Origin of the sequence: Mycobacterium sp. E3305, from assembly GCF_001666785.1 — a bacterium.
Taxonomy (GTDB): Bacteria; Actinomycetota; Actinomycetes; order Mycobacteriales; family Mycobacteriaceae; genus Mycobacterium.
On sequence record NZ_LZJA01000181.1, the window covers coordinates 18209 to 38617 of the forward strand.

The window sequence follows — 20409 nt, forward strand, 5'->3', positions numbered from 1 at the left end:
GGCATGGACTTCACCTTCACCGAAGAGCCTGAGACCGAATCCTGGGCCGCGGAGGCCGGCGCGCGCGTCGCCGCGACCGCTCGGCACGTCCACGGCGGCATCGGCGCGACGTATTCGGAAGGACTTTCATGACGACCACCGCGAGCCGCACCACCACCCTGCGCTGGGCGGACATCTCCATCGGCGACGAGGTCACCCCGCTCGAAGTCCCGATCACCACAACGATGATCGTCGCCGGGGCGATCGCGACCCGCGACTTCATGCCCGTGCACCACGACCGCGACTACGCCAACAAGCAGGGTTCGCCCAACCTGTTCATGAACATCCTGACCACCAACGGCTACTGCGTCCGGTTCCTCACCGACTGGGCCGGACCCGAAACGATGGTCAAGAAGCTGTCGATACGCCTTGGCGTGCCGTGCTTTCCGGACGACCCGCTGCGCTTCACCGGCAGTGTCACCGGGAAGACCGAGGGCACCGGTGGTGAGAACTTCGTCGAGGTGACGTTCAAGGGTTCGAACAGCCTGGGTGACCACGTCTCGGGCACCGCGGTCCTCAGCCTGCTCGACGAGGCGGGCGCATGAGCGGCTCGCTGCCGGGCGCCGCCGCCATCGTCGGGATCGGCCAGACCGAATTCTCCAAGGAGTCCGGCCGCAGCGAACTGCAATTGGCTTGCGAGGCGGTGAGCGCCGCACTCGACGACGCCGGACTGGCACCCAGCGACGTCGACGGCATGGTCACCTTCACCATGGATTCCAGCGATGAGATCGAGATCGCGCGCAACGTCGGCATCGGTGACCTGAGCTTCTTCTCCCGCGTGCACCACGGCGGCGGGGCCGCGGCCGGTACCGTCGTGCACGCCGCGATGGCCGTCGCGACGGGCGTCGCCGACGTGGTGGTGTGCTGGCGCGCCTTCAACGAACGCTCCGGCATGCGGTTCGGCGGCAGCGGGCGCACCGACCTCGGAACCCCTTTGTTCATGGCGCATTACGCGCCCTTTGGCTTGCTCACCCCCGCCGCGTGGGTCGCGATGCACGCCCAGCGTTACATGTCGACCTACGGCGTCACGAACGAGCTCTTCGGCCGCATCGCGGTCGTGGACCGCACACACGCGGCCCGCAATCCCGACGCCTGGTTCTACCAGCGCCCGATCACACTGGAAGACCACCAGAATTCGCGTTGGATCGTCGAACCCGTGCTGCGGCTGCTGGATTGCTGCCAGGAGAGCGACGGCGGGGTCGCGCTCGTGGTCACCAGCGCCGAACGCGCGCGCGACCTCCGGCAGCCGCCGGCAATCATCACCGCGGCCGCCCAGGGGGCGGCCGCCAACGGCGAGATGATGACCAGTTACTACCGCGACGACATCACCGGCCTGCCCGAAATGGGTGTGGTCGCCCAGCGGCTGTGGCGCGACTCGGGCCTCAAGCCGCAGGACATCCAAACCGCCTTCATCTACGACCATTTCACGCCGTTCGTGTTCACCCAGCTGGAGGAACTCGGATTCTGCGGGCGCGGCGAGGCGAAGGACTTCGCCACCGTCGAGCGGCTCTCGCTGGGCGGAGAGTTCCCGATCAACACCAACGGCGGACTGCTCGGCGAGGCCTACATCCACGGCATGAACGGCATCACCGAGGGGGTGCGCCAGGTGCGCGGCACGTCCTACAACCAGGTCGACAACGTCGAGCACGTCCTGGTCACGTCGGGCACCGGGGTGCCCACCAGCGGTTTGATCCTCGCGCCCTCGGATTAGAGGATGTCGTGATGACGGAAGCGGCACAGGCCATCGAAACCCGCGAGCTGATCGTGGAATCCGCGTACGCCTGTTTCGGCAAACAGGGACTGCAGAAGGCGACGATAGTAGACATCGCCAGGACGGCAGGCGTTTCCCGCAGCACCATCTACGAGTACTTCAGCGACAAGGCCGCGATCATCGAGGCGTGCGCCGAACACGCCTCCGAGCGGTTCTATCGGGAGATGTCAAAGGCCATGGACCGGGGCGGTTCACTCGAGGAAAAGCTCAGCCAGGCAGCGGTTTTCGTAACCCAGGCGCGGCGGTCCATCGCGTCCGAGAAGTACTTCGACGAGGACGCGGTCAGCCTGTTGCTGACCAAGGACGCGGCCGTGCTGCTGCGTGAGTGCGTCGACTTCTTCGCGCCCTACCTGTCGGCCGCGCGGCTCACCGGCGAGGTGCGCAAGGACCTCGACGTCGAGGCCGCCGCGGAATGGTTTGCGCGCATCCTCTTCTCGCTCTTCAGCACGCCGTCCTCGATGCGCGACATGGACGATCCCGAGGTGGCGGCCGAGTTCGTGCGCGCGCACGTGGTGCGTGGCTTCGCGGGCGACCGGCCGCGGCCGCGCCGCGGCTAGCGGCTCCCCAGCTTTGAGCTGTGCGTCCGGGGCGGTGACTGTCGGCGTTTCGCCACCCTGGCGACATCAACGACGCTGTTGCGGCCACACGGTTTCCGCGGCATGAACCGGTCGCCCATGGCCGGGCAAGAGATGCGCAACCGGCAACTCTTCCAAGCGCTTTCGCGTGGCGGCGGCGCTGACCGCGTCGACGATTTCCGGCGTGTGCCAAACCTTGCCGCGCACGGTCAGCACAGCGTCACCCGAGAGCAGCGTGCGCGTCGTCGGGTTCCACAGCGCGATGCTGTCGTCGGTGTGACCGCCCGCGTTGATGACGGTCCACTCTGGCGCGCCGGGCAGCGACTGGCCGTCGGTCAGTCCGCCGCGGGGCGATGCTCCCGTCCAGCGCATGCCGGCCGGGGTGCCGTACCCCGCCAGCCGGGCGCCGCCCAGGAACCCGCTGAAGCCGACGCGATCGAGCGGCTGATCGATCAGGGTGGGCCAGATGCTCGCGGCCCGGCCGAGAGTCGGCGTGCGCGGCTTCGCCCCGTCGAGATAGGTAAGCGTGCGGGCGGGCAACCAGATGGGGGCGGGATAGCGGGCGGCCAGTTCGGCGGCGCCGGCGACGTGGTCGCTGTGTCCATGCGTCGCCACCACGGCGTGCACCGTGCCGCCGAGCCGGTTCAGCATCCCCGCCAGATCGCCGGCGACCCGGGGCAATCCGGCGTCGACCACCACCGCGCCGTCGCCGCCGTGCAGGACGTAGCAGTTGAAGACCCAGCGCGAGACCCGGGTGATACCGAGATCGGGCATCTCCTCGATGACCAGGCTCATGGCCGAAAGGCTACGCCCGTTGGTGCGCTGCGGGCTTTTACCGTGCGGTCAGGGCGGCGACCGTCGGCGTGTCGTCACCCGGCCGACACGGTCGAAACCCTCGACGCGCACTCAGTGCCCGCGCTGCGCCAGAGCCCGCAGAAAGAACGTCAGGTTGGCGGGCCGCTCGGCCAGCCGGCGCATGAAGTAGCCGTACCACTGGGTGCCGAACGGCACGTACACGCGGACCTGGTTTCCCGCTTCCGAAAGGCGGCGCTGCTCGAGATCACGGATGCCGTACAGCATCTGATGCTCGAAATCGGCTGCGGAGCGGCCCGCTTCGCGCGCCAGCGCGGGCACCGCCTCGATGATGGCCGGGTCGTGGCTGGCCACCATCGGGTAGCCCGAGCCGGCCATCAACACCCGCAGGCAGCGCAGGTAGGCCTCCATCACGGCGGCGGAGTCGCGATGGGCGACCGCCGCCGGTTCGTCGTAGGCGCCCTTGCACAACCGAATCCGGGCTCCCGTCGCCGCAAATTCGGCACAGTCGGCGAGGGTGCGCCGCAGGTAGGCCTGCAAAGCCAGGCCCAGCCAGGGAAAGTCGAGCCGCAGATCGCGCACGATCGACAGCGTCGAATCCGTCGTGGTGTGGTCTTCGGCGTCCACCGTGACCCACACGCCGGCCCGCCGCGCCGCCTCGCAAATCGCGTAGGCGTTCTCCCGGGCGACCTTCTCACCGTCGCGCCCCAGCGCCTGCCCCAGCGCCGACAACTTCAGCGACACCTCGAGCGGCCGAACGGGTCCGCCGTCGTGTAACCGGGCCAGGTGGTCGATCAGATCGAGGTAGACCCGCACCGCCGCGTCGGCGTCGGCCGCGTCGGTGACGTCTTCACCCAGATAGTCGATGCTGACCAAGCGGCCCGAAGCGCGAAGCGCCGCAACGCTGTCCAGTGCGCTCCCGATCGTCTCGCCGGGCACGAAGCGATGCACCACGCGGCGGGTCACCGGCAGCCCTTCGGCGGCGCGCCGCAATCCCGATCGCCGGCTGGCGGCCATGATCGCCGGCCGCAGCGTGCTGGCGAACAGCCCCGGCATCAGTCGGCCGCCATGTGCGGATACGTGTGCTGGGTCGCCGGGACGAACGTCTCCTTGAGGGTGCGGGCCGAGGTCCACCGCAGCAGGTTCAGCACCGACCCGGCCTTGTCGTTGGTGCCCGAACCGCGCGAGCCGCCGAACGGCTGGCGCCCGACGACCGCGCCCGTGGGCTTGTCGTTGACGTAGAAGTTTCCGGCGGCGAAGCGCAGGCGCTCCTGCGCGGTCAGCACGGCGTCGCGGTCGTCGGCGATGACCGCACCGGTCAGCGCGTACCGCGAGCCGGTGTCGATGACATCGAGGATTCGTTCGTAGTCGTCGTCGGGGTATACGTGCAGCGACAGCAGCGGACCGAAGTACTCGGTGGCGAACGACTCGTCGGTGGGGTCGTCGGAGAGCAGCACCGTGGGGCGCACGAAATAGCCGACGCTGTCGTCGTATTCGCCGCCCACCGCGATGGTGACGTGGGCGGCGCTCTTCGCCCGCTCGATGGCGTCGACGTTCTTGCTGAACGCCCGCCGGTCGATCAGTGCGCCGCCGTAGTTGGTCAGGTCGGTGATGTCGCCGTAGCGCAGCGCGGCCGACTCGCCCAGGAATTCGTCGCCCATCCGCCGCCAGACCGAATGCGGGACGAACGCCCGCGACGCCGCCGAGCATTTCTGCCCCTGGTAGTCGAACGCACCGCGAATCAGCGCGGTGCGCAACACATCCGGCCGCGCCGAGGGGTGCGCCACCACGAAATCCTTGCCGCCGGTCTCGCCCACCAGTCGCGGATAGCTGTGGTAGCGGCCGATGTTGGCGCCCACTTGCTGCCACAGGTGCTGGAAGGTGGCCGTCGAACCGGTGAAGTGGATGCCGGCCAGCCGCGGGTCGGCCAGCGCGACCTCGGAGACCGCGAAGCCGTCACCGGCGACGAGGTTGATCACGCCGGGCGGCAACCCGGCCGCCTCGAGCAGCCGCATGGTCAGATAGGCCGACAGCGTCTGGGTGATCGACGGCTTCCACACCACCGTGTTGCCCATCAGCGCCGGCGCGGTCGGCAGGTTGCCGGCGATCGAGGTGAAATTGAACGGCGTGATGGCATAGACGAAGCCGTCCAGCGGGCGATAGTCGCTGCGGTTCCATTCCCCGGGTCCGCTGATCGGCTGCTGCGCCAGGATCCGGCGCGCGAAGGCCACGTTGAAGCGCCAGAAGTCGATCTGCTCGCAGGGCGAGTCGATTTCGGCCTGGTAGGCGGATTTCGACTGGCCGAGCATCGTCGCCGCGGCGATCTTCTCCCGCCACGGCCCGGCCAGCAGATCGGCGGCCCGCAAGAACACGGCCGCGCGCTCGTCGAAAGGCATTGCCGCCCAAGTGTGCTTGGCGGCGGTGGCGGCGTCGATCGCCGCTACCGCCTCGGCGTGGCCGGCGTTCGTCAGGGTGCCCAACCTGGCGGAATGACGATGTGGCGCAACGACGTCGACGCGGTCACCGTCGCCCATCCGGTGTCTGCCGCCGATGACGTGCGGGAGGTCGATGGGCTGGTCGGCGAGCGCGGCCAATTCGCCGCGCAACCGGCCGCGTTCGGGCGAGTTCGGCGCATAGTCATGGACCGGCTCGTTGGCCGGCAACGGCACCTCGGTGATCGCGTCCATGTTGCCAGGATCCTCGCCGTGCCGACTCCCCGAGTTAGCCGATCGGACAAGATAGTGCCGTTGCGGTAGTACGATCGGACAATGGCGGGTGTGGGTCTGGGGCAGCTGCTGCTGGCGCTGGACGCGACCCTGGTCAGCCTGGTGGAGGCGCCGCGGGGCTTGGACCTTGCGGTCGGCTCGGCGGCGCTGATCGACAGCGACGACGTGCGGCTGGGGTTGGCGGCGGCCGCGGGCTCGGCCGACGTGTTCTTCCTGCTGGGGGTCGCCGACGACGAGGCGCTGCGGTGGATCGCCAAGCAGGCGCGCGAGCGCGTTCCGGCGGCGATCTTCGCGAAGGAGCCGTCGACCGCGTTGGTGAGCGCGGCGGTCGGGGCGGGGGCGGCGGTGGTGGCCGTCGAGCCGCGGGCGCGCTGGGAGCGGCTCTATCAGTTGGTCAATCACGTGCTGGCGCACCACGGCGACCGCGCGGACGCGGCGGAGGACTCGGGCACCGACCTGTTCGGCTTGGCGCAGTCGCTGGCCGACCGCATCCACGGCATGGTCAGCATCGAGAATGCCCAGTCGCACGTGTTGGCGTATTCGGCCTCCAACGACGAAGCCGACGAGCTGCGCCGGCTGTCCATCCTGGGCAGGGCGGGGCCGCCCGAGCATCTCGAATGGATCGGCCAGTGGGGCATTTTCGACGCGCTGCGAGCCGGCGACGGGGTGGTCCGAGTGGCCGAGCGCCCGGAGTTGGGTCTGCGCCCCCGGCTTGCCGTCGGGATCTACCAACCCGACGCGCGGCGGCCGCCGGAGTTCGCCGGCACCATCTGGGTGCAGCAGGGCAGCCAACCCCTGGCCGACGACGCCGAGGAGATCTTGCGGGGCGCGGCGGTGCTGGCCGCGCGCATCATGGCGCGGTTGGCCGCCCGGCCGTCCACCCACGCGCGGCGGGTGCAGCAGCTGTTGGGCCTGGTCGACGGCGAACCCGACGTGGATGCGGTCGCCCGCGAACTCGGCCTCGCCGCCGACGACACCGCGGCGCTGATCGGCTGGGACGCCGGGGACGACATACCGCGGCAGGTCCGGCTCGCCGACGTGATGGCGCTGAGCGCCAGCGCTTTTCGCCAGGACGCCCAGGTGGCCTCTCGCGGGTCGCGCATCTACGTCCTGCTGCCCCAGACACAGGCCCGCGCCGTGTCCTCGTGGGTGCGCGGCACCGTCGCGGCAATGCGCACGGAGCTCGGGGTGCAGCTGCGGGCCGCCATCGCCGCACCGGTCGCCGGCCTCGCCGGAATCGCCGGCGCGCGCGCCGAGCTGGACCGCGTGCTGGACAGCGCTGCGCGCCATCCTATTTCGATTCCGCAGGTGACGTCGCTGGCCGAGGCGCGCACCACCGTCCTGCTCGACGAGATCGTCACCCTGATCGGTCGCGAGCGGCGCCTGACCGACCCGCGGATCGTCGGCCTGCGGGCCGACGATCCCGTCCTGGCCGAGACGCTGCGCGTGTATCTGGACGGTTTCGGCGATATCGCGTCCGCCGCGCGGGAGTTGCGGGTGCACCCCAACACGGTTCGCTATCGCATCCGGCGTATCGAGAAGTTGTTGGACACATCGCTGGCCGATCCCGAGGCGCGGCTGCTGTTTTCGCTGGCACTGCGAGTAGCCGAAGGCGGCTGACGTGGTTTCGCCGAGGACTTTGCCGGGGTTTGCCAACCTGCGGTCGCGACCCATGCGACAATGTCACCCGTAAGGTGATGACGATGCAGGAAGCCGGTGCGAATCCGGCGCGGTCCCGCCACTGTCATCGGGGAGCGACCCTCAAGAGCCACGGCTGAAAAGCTGGAAGGCGAGGCGAGCGGCGATCCGAGAGCCAGGACACTCGCGTCATCGCGTCCTGCGACCCGGGGCGGTGCACCCCGAGAGAGCTGTCACTCACCATGTCCCGTCTCCAGGCATGGGGTGGCCGTCGACGCCACCACCGATTCGGCGCCCCAGCGCCACGCTCACACCCGACCCGCCCGCATGATCTGCGCGGCAACGGCTTTGACCACTCCCCAAGGCGGCGGCCGATGACCGCCCCGATCTGGATGGCCTCCCCTCCCGAGGTGCACTCCGCGCTACTCAGCGGCGGACCCGGGCCGGGCCCGCTGCTGGCCGCCGCGGCGACCTGGAGCTCGCTGAGCGCCGAGTACGGCCAGGCCGCCGCCGAGCTGACCGCGCTACTGGGCGCGGTGCAGGCCGGGGCTTGGGACGGGCCGACCGCGGATGCCTACCTGGCCGCGCACACGCCGTATCTCGCGTGGCTGGCGCGCGCCGGCGCCGACGGCGCGGCCATGGCCGCCCAGCACCAAGCGGTGGCCGCCGCCTATTGCGCGGCGCTGGCCGCCATGCCGAGCCTGCCCGAGCTGGCCGCCAACCATGCCACCCACGCCGTGCTGGTGGCGACGAATTTCTTCGGCCTGAACACCGTCCCGATCGCGCTCAATGAGGCCGACTACGCCCGGATGTGGACACAGGCCGCCACCGTGATGAGCGTCTACGAGGGCACCGCCGCCGCTGCGGTAGCCGCCGCCCCGGAAACGACGCCGGCCCCCCAAGTCATGGCCGCCGACACGCCGGCGGCCGCTTCCTCCGTGTCGCCGCTGCCACCCGACCGGCAGAACGAGGTGCTCGACTGGCTGGAGCGGATCGGCTTCATCGACTTCTACAACAGGTTCATCCAGCCGTTCATCGATCTGCTGATGAACAACCCGTTCTTCAAAACGCTGTTCTCGGGGTTCGACCCGTGGCTGCCCGTCCTCGGCAATCCGCTGAGCTTCCTCAACCCGTTCAACATCGCGTTCGCCCTCGGCTATCCGATGGATTTCGGCTCGTACTTCGCCTATCTGGCGCAGACCTTCTCGTTCATCGCGGCCGACCTCGCCGCGGCGTTCGCTTCGGGCAATCCCGCGACCATCGCCTGGACCTTGTTGTTCACCGCCATCGAAGCCATCGGCACGATCATCACCGACACCATCGCGCTGATCAAGACGTTGCTCGAGCAGATGATCGTGCTGATCCCGGTCATCGTGCCGCTGCTGACCGCGTCGGTGATTCCGTTGGTGGTTCCCGCCCTGGCCGGTGGTCTCGCCGGCCTGACGGGTTTGGCTGGGCTGCATGCCATCCCGGTGCCTCCGGTCCTACCCACCCCGTCGTTCGTCCCGGCGGCGCTGGCACCGACCCCGCCGCCCGCGCCCAGCCCGGCTCCGGCGCCGGCGGCCGCGCCGGCCCCGGCGCCCGCCGCGGCACCCGCGCCGCCCACGCCCGGCCCCCCGCCACCGACGCCGTCGGCGCCGCCCGGGACGACGATGCCGGCCCTGGCGTACCTGGTCGGCCAGTTGACGGCCGATGCCCGTGGTTCGGTGAGCGCCAGGGCGCGCGCGAAGCGGGCGGCGCGGTCGGGTCTCGTCGAGGTCCCCGTGGCGGCCGAGGCCCCGAACCAGGTTTCGCAGGCGCGGCGCCGCCGGGCGGCGGTCACGCAACTCGGCCGCCGATACGAGTACCTGGACGCGGAACCGTCGTCGAGCGCCTCGGATCGGGGCGCGGAAACCCTGGGCTTCACCGGAACCGCGCCCGCCAAGGGGGCCGGCATGCCGGCAGGACTGACCGCGCTGCGCGACGATGCCTTCGACGGCGCCGCGCGCACACCGATGTTGCCGCACACCTGGGACCACGGCCCGGATGCACCTTGAACGAGGCTGGGCCACAACGGTATTCGTTGGCGCGGGACGGCCCGGCGCAGTCGGGCGCACGCGGCGGCCCGCGGCCGGGACCGTAGCGCCGGCGGGCGGAACCGGGGCCTGGCGCGACCTTCGTCCGCAAGCGGAAGAAGAGCGGTAGCCTAACCCGCATGCAGAACGCGTCGGTGGTCTCCCTGCTGCGTGAACGCGCGGGTCTGCAGCCCGACGAAATCGCGTTCCGCTATACCGACTACGAGCACGATTGGGCGGGCGTCACCGAGACGTTGACGTGGGCGCAGCTGTACCAGCGGACCCTGAACGTCGCGCACGAGGTCGAGCGGCACGGCGCCGTCGGGGACCGGGCCGTGATCCTGGCTCCGCAGGGCCTGCCCTATATCGTGGCCTTCCTGGGCGCGATGCAGGCCGGGCTGATCGCGGTGCCGCTGCCCGTCCCGGCGGTGGGCTCACACGACGAACGCGTGAGCGCCGTCCTGGCCGACACCACACCCACCGTCGTGCTCACCACGTCGGCGGTCGCCGGCACCATCACCGAGTACCTCGGGCAGCCGGGCCCGACGACCACCCCGGCGGTCGTCGAGGTCGATGCGCTCGATTTGGACGACCCCTCCGCGCCGGGCATCCGGCTCAACGGCGCCCCCGACACGGCCTACCTGCAGTACACGTCCGGCTCGACGCGACTGCCGGCCGGCGTCATGATCTCGCACCGCAACCTGCGCGTGAACTTCCAGCAGCTGATGGCCGCCTATTTCGCCGAGTTCAACGGCGTCCCGCCACGCGAAACGGCCGCCGTCTCCTGGCTGCCCTTCTACCACGACATGGGGTTGGTGCTCGGCGTCATCGCGCCGATCATGGGCGGTTATCGCGGTGACCTGACAAGCCCGGTCGCCTTCCTGCAACGACCGGCACGGTGGATCCACGCGATGTCGATCGGCACCCCGGTGATGTCGGCGGCGCCGAACTTCGCCTTCGAGCTGGCCGTCCGCAAGACGAAGGACGCAGACCTGGACGGCGTCGACCTGGGCAACGTCCTGGGCGTCGTCAGCGGCGCCGAACGCATCCACCCCGCCACGCTGGACCGGTTCGCTAAACGCTTCGCGCCGTACAACTTTGACGACCGCGCGATGCGCCCGTCCTACGGATTGGCCGAGGCCACGGTGTACGTCACCAGCCGCACCACCCGCGGGGCCCCGCGGGTGGTGCACTTCGAATCAGAGAAGTTGTCCGAGGGGTCCGCGGAACGCTGCCCGGCGGAGAGTGGCTCGCCGCTGCTGAGCTACGGCATGCCGACATCGCCGGCGGTGCGGATCGTCGACCCCGACGCCCGCCGGGAATGCCCGCCGGGAAAGGTCGGCGAGATCTGGGTCCATGGCGAAAACGTTGCCGGCGGCTACTGGCAGAAGCCCGAGGAGACCGCACGCACCTTCGCCGGCGTCCTGGTCGACCCGTCGCCGGGCACGCCGGAGGGACCGTGGCTGCGCACCGGCGACCTCGGGTTCGTCTCCGAGGGCGAGATGTTCATCGTGGGCCGGACCAAAGATCTCCTGATCGTCTACGGGCGCAACCACTATCCCGAGGACATCGAGTCGACGGTGCAGGGGATCACCGGGGGCCGCGTCGCGGCGATCTCGGTGCCGGTGGACGAGACCGAGAAGCTGGTGACCATCATCGAGATGAAGAAGCGCGGCGACTCCGACGAGGAGGTGTCGCGCCGGTTCGCCGTCGTCAAAAACGATGTCACCGCGGCGATTTCGAATTCGCACGGTCTCAAGGTCGCCGATCTCGTGCTGGTGTCGCCCGGGTCGATTCCCACCACGACGAGCGGCAAGATCCGGCGCGCGGCCTGCGTCGAGCAGTACCGCCGTCAGGAGTTCACCCGACTGGACGCCTGAGCGCCGCGCCTACGGCTGCGATTCGGCGAGGAAGCGGTCCACCACGTCGGGGCCCGTGGAGTGCAGGGCGATGGACAGCTCCAGCAGCCGGTCCTTGACCTTCTTGGGCAGCAACTCGATGGACTTCGTGGTGGCGGAGTCGTACTTTGACCCCGGAAAGCGTTGCAGCACAACGTCCTTCTGCTCTTCGGTGGTATAAATCTCCAAGAGCTTCATCCCCGCGAAGGCTTCCTTCGCCGAGTCGGCCATCCCGGCTTTAGCCAGCGCCTCGAGCCGCTCCTCGTTGATCCAGACGTTGACCTTGATCTTCTTGACGTCGCCGCTCATGATCGGGCCCCCTCCAGCGGGTTCAGCGTGAACACGGGCAGCCGGTCCGCCAGGTACTCCTCGGTGACGAACGGCGAGCCCTGGCCGTACTTGGCGGCCGCCTCGAGAACCACCTCGAACACCTCGTGCCGCATCACCTGCTGGGTGGGCTTCACCTCGTCGGTCAGGATGCTTCTGATCAGGCTTCCGCTGAAACTCTGCGCCTTGGAGTCGTGCCCGCACAGCGCCGAATTGGTCACTTCCCGGCAATCGGGGCAATACCAGTTCTCGCGCAGGAACACCGGTTTGATGCCCAGCTCCGAACGGTGTTCCTGAAGGAGGTTCTGCGAGTCGTACGGGTGGTAGAAGTCGCCGACGCCGGCGTGGTCGCGGCCGAACATGTGGTGCGTGCACCCGAGGTTGGTGCGCAGGATCGCGTGGAAGATGGCCTCCCGCGGACCCGCGTATCGCATGTCCCACAGCGTGAAGGTCACCTTGTGGACGTCCTCCCGGAAGTACCCGCTCTTCCTGAGCTCGTCCTGCGTGAGCAGGATCGCCTCGTCGATGTAGTCGCCCACCCGTTTCTGCCCGATGATCGCGTTGACCAGCACGCCCGTGCTCAGGTCGTCGACCGGCTGGTCTTCGTTGGCGGCCAACCACGCCTGCTTCATCAGCGCCTCGTGTCCGGTGTGCGGGACGTTGCGGGTCTGATGCGCGACGACGTGGGTCCAGTTCTTTTCCGCGAGCGCGTCCTGGTGCTGCCTGGGCGTGAGCCAGAAGCTCTTGAAGGGCTCGTTGAACACCGGCTCGTTGATGAGCGTGACGTCGCCGGCGACGAACCGGTTTGCGTACGCCAGCGTCTTCTTCACTCCCGGATGCCGGGGATCCGTTGTGCCGTAAGTCTTCTCAGCCAGTCGCTGCAGGTCGTACTCGTAGATCTCGGTGACGTCCAGGATCGCGATGGGAGCGTCTGAGTACTCCAGCACGACGCTGGCGCCCTCTTGGACGCCCAGCGTGTCGATGTCGTCGGAGGACAGGTCGAGCACGATCGGGATGCTCCACAGCGTCCCGTCCGGCAAGGCCAACTTGTCCAGCGTGGTGTCGACCTCCTGCCGGCCCATGAACCCGGTCAGCGGCGTGAAGAACCCGTAGGACAGGCTGATGACCTCGTGCGCCGTCGCCTTCGAGATGGGCACCCGCGCCAGGCCCTGGATCCGGCCGGCCGCGTTTTCGGTGGCCACCCGCTCCACGATCGGCTTGCCGTTGTGACCCGTATAGCTCATTCGATGCCCCTCGCTTCGCAGTGCAACACTTTCCTGGCAAACGTCTTCGGTGCCCTGCCGATTCCTAAACCCCGCCCGTCGGCTCCTGGCTGCGCGCGAGGGCGGGGATGACGCCGACCTTCTCGAGGTGCGCAATCACCTCCTCGGCCAGCGTGTCCGCGTCCTTCGCGCCGCCCTCGAGTCGCAGTTCCGGTTCCACCGGAGCCTCGTACGGGTCGTCGATGCCGGTGAATCCCTTGATCTCGCCGGCCCGGGCCTTCTTGTACAGCCCCTTGGGGTCGCGCTTTTCGCAGATCTCGATGGGGGTGTCGACGAAGATCTCCTGGAAGTCGCCCTCGAGCAGCGTTTCGCGCACCGCATCGCGGTCCCGCCGGTAGGGACTGATGAAGGCCGTCAGCGCGATGACGCCGGCCTCGCAGAACAACTTCGAGACCGCGCCGATGCGCCGGATGTTCTCCTCGCGGTCTTCGGCGGAGAAGCCCAGGCCGAACCTCTTGGCGAACGTCACGCCGTGGCGAGGCTCCAGGGTGTCGGGCCCGGCGTTGAGCCCGTAGCGGACGTTGTCCCCGTCGAGGAGATAGCTCCGGATGCCCCGCTCGTACAGCCTCTGCTCGACGGTGTTCGCCACCGTGCTCTTCCCGCTGCCGCTGAGCCCGGTGAACCAGAGGACGCAGCCTCGGTGCCCGTTGAGCTTCTCCCGGCTGTCGCGACTGATGTGGTGTTCGTGCCAGGTGATGTTGTTCGACATTTTCGGCTCCTCGACACAGATCCCGTGCAAGTCCTCCCACGACCTTCACCAGATCGCTCACCAATCAAACCGGGTTGTGGCCGGTCGGTTACTTAAGATGGCCAATTTACAGGAGATTTCCGTCTTCCCGCCACCGTGCCGCGGCGGCCGCGCCCGCCGGTCAGGACGGCGACGCCGCGGTTTCCGCGGCGGCCAACTCGTCGCACAGGTGCTCGGCCAGATCGCGAACCGTGGTGATCTTGGTGGGGCTGATGCGGATCCCGGTTTCGGTCTCGATGCGCGTTCGCAGCTCCAGGTTTCCCAGCGAATCCAGTCCGTAGTCGGAGAGTGGACGATCGGGATCGATTGTGCGGCGCAGCAACAGACTGATCTGGCCGGACACCAGCCGGCGGATGGCGGTCGGCCATTCCTCGCGGGGCAGCGCCTTGAGTTCGGCCAGGAATTTGCCGGTGTCGGGGTTGCCGGATCCCATCGACTGGAAAGCTTCGGCGAACCGGCTGCGTTGCGCGAACGAGGTCAACCAGGGCGTTCCCATGATCGGCGCGTAGCCGGTGTAGGCGCGGTCGTAGCGCAGCAGGGATTCGAAGGCGTGGTAACCCTCCGCCGGCTTGATCGCGACGCCGGCGTCTTCCGCGAGCGCCGTGGCGCGGCCGACCTCCGACCATGCGCCCCAGGCGATCGCGCTGCCCGGCAACCCCTGGCTGCGCCGCCAATGGGCGAAGGCGTCCAGCCAGCTGTTGGCCGCGGCATAGGCGCCCTGGCCCGGCGATCCGACCAGCGCGGCGGCCGAGGAGAACGAACAGAACCAGTCCAGCGGCTGGTCCGCCGTCGCGTGATGCAAGTTCCAGGCTCCGTAAACCTTTGGCGCCCAGCATCGGTCGATGAGTTCGTCGGTCACGTTGGCCAGCGTGGCGTCCTGGACCACCGCGGCCGCGTGCAGCACGCCGCGCACCGGCAGTCCGGTCTCGGTCGCGGACGCCACCAGCCGCTCGGCCGTGCCCGGCTCGGCGATGTCGCCACACTCCACCGCGATGTCGGCCCCGTCGGCGCGGAGACGCTCGATGTCTTGGCGGGCTTGCTCGTTGGGCGCCGAGCGGGAATTCAGCACGATCCGTGCGGCGCCGCGCGCCGCCATCTGACCGGCCAGGAACAAGCCCAGCCCGCCGATGCCGCCGGTGACGATGTAGGCGCCATCGGTGCGGAACGGTCGCACGTTTTCCGGCGGGACGGCGGCCACACTGCGTCCCGTGCGCGGCACGTCGAGCACCACCTTGCCGGTGTGGCCGGCGCCCGCCACCAGGCGGACCGCGGCGGCCGCGTCGTGGATCGGGAAGTGCGTGGTCCGCGGCAACGGCAGCCCGCCGTCGGCCGTGCGGCGGTACACGGTGGCCAGCAGGCGTCGGACGGTGTCGGGATGGCTGAACGTCAGCAACGCCAGGTCGACCGCGAACAGCGACAGGTTGCGGCGGAACGGGAACAGCCCGAGGTGGGTGTCGCGGTAGATGTCACGCTTGCCCAGCTCGACGAATCGGCCGCCGAACGCCAGCAACTCGACTCCCGCACGCTGCGCGGCGCCGGACAGCGAGTTGAGCACCACGTCGACGCCGTATCCGCCGGTGTCACGGCGGATCTCGTCGGCGAACGCCGCGCTGCGCGAGTCGTAGACGTGCTCGATTCCCATGTCGCGCAACAATTGCCGGCGCTGGGGGCTGCCCGCGGTCGCGAAGATTTCGCAGCCCGCGGCCCGGGCGATCGCGATGGCCGCCTGTCCCACGCCGCCGGTGCCGGAGTGGATCAGCACCTTGTCGGTCGGCGCGATGCGGGCCAGGTCATGCAGGCCGTACCAGGCGGTCGCCGAGGCGGTGGCCACGGCGGCGGCGTCTTCGGAAGCGAGGTCGGGCGGCAGGGTGACCGCGTGCCTGGCGTCGGCGATGACGAAGGTGCCCCAGCAGCCGTTGCGGGACATGCCGCCGACGCGGTCGCCCACCCGATGCTCGGTGACGTCGGGGCCGACGGCGGTGACCACGCCGGCGAAGTCCCCGCCCAATTGCTGTTGGTAGCCCTCGAAGGTGGGATAGCGGCCGAAGGCCACCAGCACGTCGGCGAAGTTGATGGTGGACGCGGCGATCGCGACCTCGATCTCCCCCGGCCCGGGCGGGACGCGGTCGAACGCGGTGAACTCCAGCGATTCGAGGTCACCGGGGGTGCGGATCTGCAGGCGCATGCCGTCCCGCTCGTGATCGACGACCGCGGTCTGCCGTTCGGCCGGGCGCAGCGGACCGGGCCGCAGCCGCGCGGTGTACCACTCCCCCTGGCGCCAGGCGGTCTCGTCCTCTCCCGAGCCGCTCTTGAGTTGCGCCGCAACGTGTTCCGGCCCGGTCGTCGCGTCGACGTCGATCTGGGTGGCGCTCAGGTGCGGGTGCTCGGAGTCGATCACCCGCAGCAGTCCACGCAGCCCGGCCTGTTCCAGGTTGGCCACATCGCCGGCGGCCACGCTGGCGGCGTTCCTGGTGACCACGAAGAGCCGGGGCGACTCGCCGGGCAGCTCGGAGAGCTCACGCGCGACGGCCACCAGGTGCGACACGTAGTCGCGGGCGCGCCGCGCCTGGTCGGGGCCGCCGCCCGGTGGCGCGGTCACCACGACGACACCCGTCGGGCCCTTGAGCGGGCCGTGCCCGTTCGAGGCGGCCGGGCCGTTGCCGGACAGCAGCGCGCGCAGCCCGGCGGTTTCCACCGGCCCGACCGGCAACGAGAGCGTGGTGCAGTGGGCGCCATCGGAATCGAGCGCCTCGCCCAGCTGGGTCGCGAGCGGATCCGTCGCCTCGCACGCGGTGAGCAGCAGCCACGATCCCGGCTCGGCCCGCGCGGCGTCCGGGAGTTCCCGCGGCTCCCATTCGATGGCCAACAACCGCTCGTTGAGCAGCCGCTCGGCTCGTTCGCGTTCGGAGACCCCACCGGCCAGCCGCAGCCCCTCGACGGTCAGGAGCACGGCGCCGGACTGGTCCAGCACGTCGATGTCCGCCTCGCACTCGCCGGGGCCCGACGACGTCACCCGGGCCAGGCAGTATTGCGCATTGCGCGCCGGGGCATGGCTGCGCAGCCGGCGCACACCGACCGGCAGCAGCAGGCCACCCGCGCCGGCCTGCTGGACCACCGGGTGAACGACCACCGACTGAAAGCATGCGTCCAGCAGGGCCGGGTGGATCGCGTAGCCCGACTGCTGCGAGCGGATGGCTCCGGGCAGCGCCACCTCGGCGAGCACCGTGGGTGTGTCCACGTCGCCGAGGAGCGCGGCGGCCAGGCCCGAGAAGGCGGGACCGTATTGAATCCCGATGGCGTCGAACGCCTTTCGCAACTCGGCGCCGTCCATGCCGGACGGACGATTGGCGATCAGCGTGGCCATGTCGTGGGTGGGCGGCTGCTGCGGCCCGTCCTCGTCCGCCCCTTCCTGCGCGCGCAGGACCGCGCGCGCCCGGCGCACGCGTTCGCCGTCCTCGTGGGTGTCCACGGTGAACTCGAGAACGCCGGGCGCGGTGACCGTCGCCGCCGACGACGCCCGCGTCCCGCCGTCCAGCAGCAGGGTCTGCTCGAACGTGATGTCGGTGACCTCGGACCGTTCGCCGAGGACCGCCCTCGCGGCGGTCAGCGCCATCTCGCAGTACGCGGCGCCGGGAAGCGCTGCCACGTGGTGGATTTGGTGATCGCCGAGCCACGGGTGCGCCTCGGTGCCGACATCGCCCTGCCAGACGTGTCGCTCCGGTTCCTCGTACAGGTGCACGTGCGCACCGAGTAGCGGATGGACGGCCTGGACCGAGGCGCCGTGCGCCTGCTCCTTCGCCTCGCGGCTGAGCATGAGCCTGCGATGGGTCCACGTCGGGATGGGCGCGTCCACCAGGCGGCCGCTCGGGTATTGGACCGAGAAGTCGACCACGGCGCCGGCGCTGTGCACGTCGGCGACGAACGCCCGCAACCCGGCCGGCAGCTCTTGTTCGCGGCGCACGGCCGCCAGCGCCGCGATGGGCATGTCCAGGCTGGCGGCATTCTGCTCGACGGCGTGCGTGAGCAGGGGGTGCGGCGAGAGTTCGCCGAACACCCGGAAACCGTCCTTGAGGGCGGCCTGCACGGCCGCCGCGAATCGCACTGTGTACCTTAGATTTTCGCCCCAGTAGTCGGCGGTGAACGACGGCCGTTCGCGGGGGTTCCACAGCGTCGCCGAGTAGTAGGGAACCTCCGGCTCCCGGGGCTCGAGGCCGGCGAGGGCCTCGACCAGTTCGTCGAGGATCGGCTCGACCTGGGGCGAGTGCGAGGCCACGTCCACCGCCACCTCGCGCGCCACCACGTCCTGCTCCTGCCAGACCGCGACCAGGTCCCGGATCGACTGCGTGTCGCCGCCGACGACCGTCGACGTGGGCGACGCGACCACCGAGAGGACCACGTCGGAGATCCCGCGAATGGACAGTTCCGACAACACCTGTTGGCCCGGCAGTTCCACCGACGCCATGGCGCCACTCCCGGCGAGCCGCGCCATCAGCCTCGAGCGCCGGCAGATGACGCGCACGCCGTCTTGCAGCGACAGGCCACCGGCGACGACCGCCGCGGCGGATTCACCGAGCGAATGGCCGATGACCGCGCCGGGACGGGCCCCGTAGGACTTCATCGTCTCGGCCAGCGCGACCTGCATCGCGAAGATCGTCGGCTGCACCCGATCGATGCCGGTCACCACCTCGGGCGCCGACATGGCCTCGGTCACCGAGAACCCCGATTCCGCGGCGATCAGCGGTTCCATCGCCGCGATCGTCGCGGCGAACACCGGTTCGGAGGCCAGCAGCCCGGCGCCCATCTGCGACCACTGCGAGCCTTGGCCGGAGAACACCCAGACCGGTCCCCGGTCGTCCTGCCCCACGGCGGGTAGATGCGGGATGTCGCCGCCGGCGACCTCGCGCAGGGCCGCGCTCAGCTGACCGAGGTCGCCGGCGGACACCACCGTGCGCACCGGCCGGTGTGCGCGGCGGCGCGCGAGTGTGTAGCCGACGTCCGACAGGCCGGCGGTGCCGGCACCGCCGGCGTCGATCCAATCCGCCAGCCGGGCGGCCGTGACGCGCAATTGTTCGGCGGACGTCGCCGACACCGGGAACAACAACGCCCCGTTGGCATTCGGGGCGGCCGGCGGCGCTTGTTCCGGCGGCGCCTCCTCCAAGACGGCATGCACGTTGGTGCCGGACATCCCGTAAGACGACACCGCGGCGCGGCGCGGGCGCCGGTCGCCGGGCCACGGCGTGTTGGCCTGCGGCACGAACAGTTCCGTCTTGATCGCGGCCATCTCGTCGGGCAGCCGGGTGAAGTGGAGGTTCTGCGGCACCGTGCCGTGCTGTAGCGCGAGGATGGCCTTCATCAGCCCCAGCGGTCCGGAGGTCGACTGCAGGTGGCCGAAATTGGTTTTGACCGAGCCCAGCGCGCAGGGCCCGCCGGTCCCGTACACGGCGGCCAGGCTCGCGTATTCGATCGGATCCCCGACCGGGGTGCCGGTCCCATGCGCCTCGACGAAGCCGACCGTGGCGGCGTCGACGCCGGCGGTCTCCAGGGCCTTGCGGTAGACGGCCACCTGGGCGGTTTCCGACGGCGCCGCGATGTTGACGGTGCGGCCGTCCTGGTTGGCCGCCGTGCCGCGCAGGACGGCCAGGATGCGGTCGGAGTCGCGTTGCGCGTCGTCGAGCCGCTTGAGCAGCAGCACGACGCAGCCCTCACCGGAGACGAAGCCGTCCGCGTTGACGTCGAAGGCGTGGCAGCGGCCGGTCGGCGACAGCATGCCCTGCAGCGACCCCGAGACGGACTTGCGCGGTTCGAGGGTCACGGCGACACCGCCGGCCAGGGCCAAATCGCTCTCGCCGCTGTTGAGGCTGCCGCAGGCCTGGTGCACGGCCATCAACCCCGACGAGCACGCGGTGTCAACGGTGACGGCCGGGCCGTGCAGCCCCAGCGTGTAGGCGACCCGCCCGGACGCGAAGCTGTTGCTGGTGCCGGTGAAGCCGTACGGGCCCTCGGCGGCGCCGCAGTCGGCGGAGAGCAGTTCGTAGTCGCCGTGCGTCAGCCCGACGAAGACGCCGGTCTGCGAGTGGGACAACCGCGCGGGATCGAGGCCCGCGTGCTCGATGGCGTCCCAGGACGTCTCCAGCAGCAAACGGTGTTGGGGGTCGATCGCGGTGGCTTCGCGCTCGGTCATGCCGAAGAAATCGCAGTCGAAGCCGCCGACGTCGTCCAGGAAGGCCCCCCACCGCGTCACCGACCGGCCGGGCACGCCGGGTTCGGGGTCGTAGTACAGGTCCGCGTCCCACCGGTCGGCGGGTATCTCGCCGACGAAATCGGCGCCGCGCAGCAACGCCTCCCACAGCCGTTGCGGGGAATCGATTCCACCGGGAAGCCGGCAGGCCATACCGATGACAGCAACGGGTGTGGCGGTTGCGGCACGCAATGTGCAGTCCTCTGTTCTCCCCCAACGGCGTTGGCCAGTCGCGCGGGTGTCAGCTTACCGACCTGAACTCCGTCAGCTTAACCGCTTGGAGAATACGGCCGGCCCGC

General features: G+C 69.8%; 14 protein-coding genes and 1 riboswitch. Of the genes, 7 read left to right on the forward strand and 7 right to left on the reverse strand.

The window, feature by feature from the left end; all coding sequences use genetic code 11:
* The first annotated feature begins 3 nt into the window (after window positions 1-3).
* From A5701_RS29165 to A5701_RS16510, 4 genes are read left to right on the forward strand one after another with little or no spacing between them, the layout of a single operon-like run.
* Window positions 4-132, forward strand: a complete 129-nt coding sequence (locus A5701_RS29165; protein ID WP_255369330.1) for a hypothetical protein — start codon at window positions 4-6, stop codon at window positions 130-132.
* Window positions 129-584: a MaoC family dehydratase gene (locus A5701_RS16500; protein WP_067755733.1), complete on the forward strand. Its 456-nt coding sequence runs from the start codon at window positions 129-131 to the stop codon at window positions 582-584. The genes A5701_RS29165 and A5701_RS16500 overlap by 4 nt, the downstream gene beginning before the upstream one ends.
* The gene (locus A5701_RS16505; protein ID WP_067755736.1) at window positions 581-1750 is read left to right on the forward strand and encodes a lipid-transfer protein; all 1170 of its coding nucleotides are present in this window, start codon (window positions 581-583) and stop codon (window positions 1748-1750) included. Before A5701_RS16500 ends, A5701_RS16505 begins: the two co-directional genes overlap by 4 nt.
* A gap of 11 nt (window positions 1751-1761) precedes the next feature.
* Window positions 1762-2367 carry a TetR/AcrR family transcriptional regulator gene (locus A5701_RS16510; protein ID WP_369807427.1) on the forward strand — a complete coding sequence of 202 codons (606 nt, stop codon included), beginning with the start codon at window positions 1762-1764 and terminating at the stop codon, window positions 2365-2367.
* Window positions 2368-2433: 66 nt separating this feature from the next.
* Here the strand turns inward: A5701_RS16510 and A5701_RS16515 are convergent, their stop codons facing one another.
* The 3 genes from A5701_RS16515 to pruA form a co-directional block, all read right to left on the reverse strand.
* Entirely contained in the window at window positions 2434-3180 is a 747-nt protein-coding gene (locus A5701_RS16515; RefSeq protein WP_067755742.1) for an MBL fold metallo-hydrolase, read from the reverse strand.
* A 111-nt stretch (window positions 3181-3291) separates the two neighbouring features.
* Window positions 3292-4254: a proline dehydrogenase family protein gene (locus tag A5701_RS16520; protein ID WP_067755745.1), complete on the reverse strand. Its 963-nt coding sequence runs from the start codon at window positions 4252-4254 to the stop codon at window positions 3292-3294.
* Entirely contained in the window at window positions 4254-5885 is a 1632-nt protein-coding gene (pruA, locus tag A5701_RS16525; protein WP_067755748.1) for an L-glutamate gamma-semialdehyde dehydrogenase, read from the reverse strand. The genes A5701_RS16520 and pruA overlap by 1 nt, the downstream gene beginning before the upstream one ends.
* A gap of 81 nt (window positions 5886-5966) precedes the next feature.
* Here pruA and A5701_RS16530 point away from each other — a divergent pair, with 81 nt between their 5' ends.
* The 3 genes from A5701_RS16530 (at window position 5967) to fadD21 (ending at window position 11496) form a co-directional block, all read left to right on the forward strand.
* On the forward strand, window positions 5967-7544 hold the full coding sequence (locus tag A5701_RS16530) for a CdaR family transcriptional regulator (RefSeq protein ID WP_067755751.1): 1578 nt from the start codon (window positions 5967-5969) through the stop codon (window positions 7542-7544).
* Between the two features lie 41 nt (window positions 7545-7585).
* A riboswitch (cobalamin riboswitch) is annotated at window positions 7586-7768 on the forward strand.
* A gap of 168 nt (window positions 7769-7936) precedes the next feature.
* Window positions 7937-9598, forward strand: coding sequence for a PPE family protein (locus A5701_RS16535; RefSeq protein WP_067755754.1), 1662 nt, complete (start codon window positions 7937-7939; stop codon window positions 9596-9598).
* Window positions 9599-9756: 158 nt separating this feature from the next.
* Complete coding sequence (gene fadD21 / locus A5701_RS16540) at window positions 9757-11496, forward strand: fatty-acid--AMP ligase FAAL21/FadD21 (RefSeq protein WP_067755758.1); 1740 nt, start codon at window positions 9757-9759, stop codon at window positions 11494-11496.
* Window positions 11497-11505: 9 nt separating this feature from the next.
* Here the strand turns inward: fadD21 and A5701_RS16545 are convergent, their stop codons facing one another.
* The 4 genes from A5701_RS16545 to pks2 all read right to left on the reverse strand — a co-directional run bounded on the left by A5701_RS16545 (window position 11506) and on the right by pks2 (window position 20302).
* The gene (locus A5701_RS16545; protein WP_067755762.1) at window positions 11506-11823 is read right to left on the reverse strand and encodes a hypothetical protein; all 318 of its coding nucleotides are present in this window, start codon (window positions 11821-11823) and stop codon (window positions 11506-11508) included.
* Window positions 11820-13085 carry a sulfate adenylyltransferase gene (gene sat, locus A5701_RS16550; RefSeq protein ID WP_067755765.1) on the reverse strand — a complete coding sequence of 422 codons (1266 nt, stop codon included), beginning with the start codon at window positions 13083-13085 and terminating at the stop codon, window positions 11820-11822. Before sat ends, A5701_RS16545 begins: the two co-directional genes overlap by 4 nt.
* Before the next feature lie 64 nt (window positions 13086-13149).
* Complete coding sequence (gene cysC, locus A5701_RS16555) at window positions 13150-13833, reverse strand: adenylyl-sulfate kinase (RefSeq protein WP_067755963.1); 684 nt, start codon at window positions 13831-13833, stop codon at window positions 13150-13152.
* Between the two features lie 160 nt (window positions 13834-13993).
* Window positions 13994-20302 carry a type I polyketide synthase gene (gene pks2 / locus A5701_RS16560; protein ID WP_067755768.1) on the reverse strand — a complete coding sequence of 2103 codons (6309 nt, stop codon included), beginning with the start codon at window positions 20300-20302 and terminating at the stop codon, window positions 13994-13996.
* Window positions 20303-20409 lie beyond the last annotated feature (107 nt).

Excerpts from the sequence above, each read along its gene's own strand:
- A5701_RS16505 (WP_067755736.1), top strand. The coding sequence starts at position 581 with ATGAGCGGCTCGCTGCCGGGCGCCGCCGCCATCGTCGGGATCGGCCAG.
- A5701_RS16520 (WP_067755745.1), bottom strand. The coding sequence starts at position 4,254 with ATGCCGGGGCTGTTCGCCAGCACGCTGCGGCCGGCGATCATGGCCGCC.
- A5701_RS16515 (WP_067755742.1), bottom strand. The coding sequence starts at position 3,180 with ATGAGCCTGGTCATCGAGGAGATGCCCGATCTCGGTATCACCCGGGTC.
- A5701_RS16510 (WP_369807427.1), top strand. The coding sequence starts at position 1,762 with ATGACGGAAGCGGCACAGGCCATCGAAACCCGCGAGCTGATCGTGGAA.
- A5701_RS16535 (WP_067755754.1), top strand. The coding sequence starts at position 7,937 with ATGACCGCCCCGATCTGGATGGCCTCCCCTCCCGAGGTGCACTCCGCG.
- fadD21 (WP_067755758.1), top strand. The coding sequence starts at position 9,757 with ATGCAGAACGCGTCGGTGGTCTCCCTGCTGCGTGAACGCGCGGGTCTG.
- A5701_RS16545 (WP_067755762.1), bottom strand. The coding sequence starts at position 11,823 with ATGAGCGGCGACGTCAAGAAGATCAAGGTCAACGTCTGGATCAACGAG.
- cysC (WP_067755963.1), bottom strand. The coding sequence starts at position 13,833 with ATGTCGAACAACATCACCTGGCACGAACACCACATCAGTCGCGACAGC.
- A5701_RS16500 (WP_067755733.1), top strand. The coding sequence starts at position 129 with ATGACGACCACCGCGAGCCGCACCACCACCCTGCGCTGGGCGGACATC.
- pruA (WP_067755748.1), bottom strand. The coding sequence starts at position 5,885 with ATGGACGCGATCACCGAGGTGCCGTTGCCGGCCAACGAGCCGGTCCAT.
- sat (WP_067755765.1), bottom strand. The coding sequence starts at position 13,085 with ATGAGCTATACGGGTCACAACGGCAAGCCGATCGTGGAGCGGGTGGCC.
- A5701_RS16530 (WP_067755751.1), top strand. The coding sequence starts at position 5,967 with ATGGCGGGTGTGGGTCTGGGGCAGCTGCTGCTGGCGCTGGACGCGACC.
- A5701_RS29165 (WP_255369330.1), top strand. The coding sequence starts at position 4 with ATGGACTTCACCTTCACCGAAGAGCCTGAGACCGAATCCTGGGCCGCG.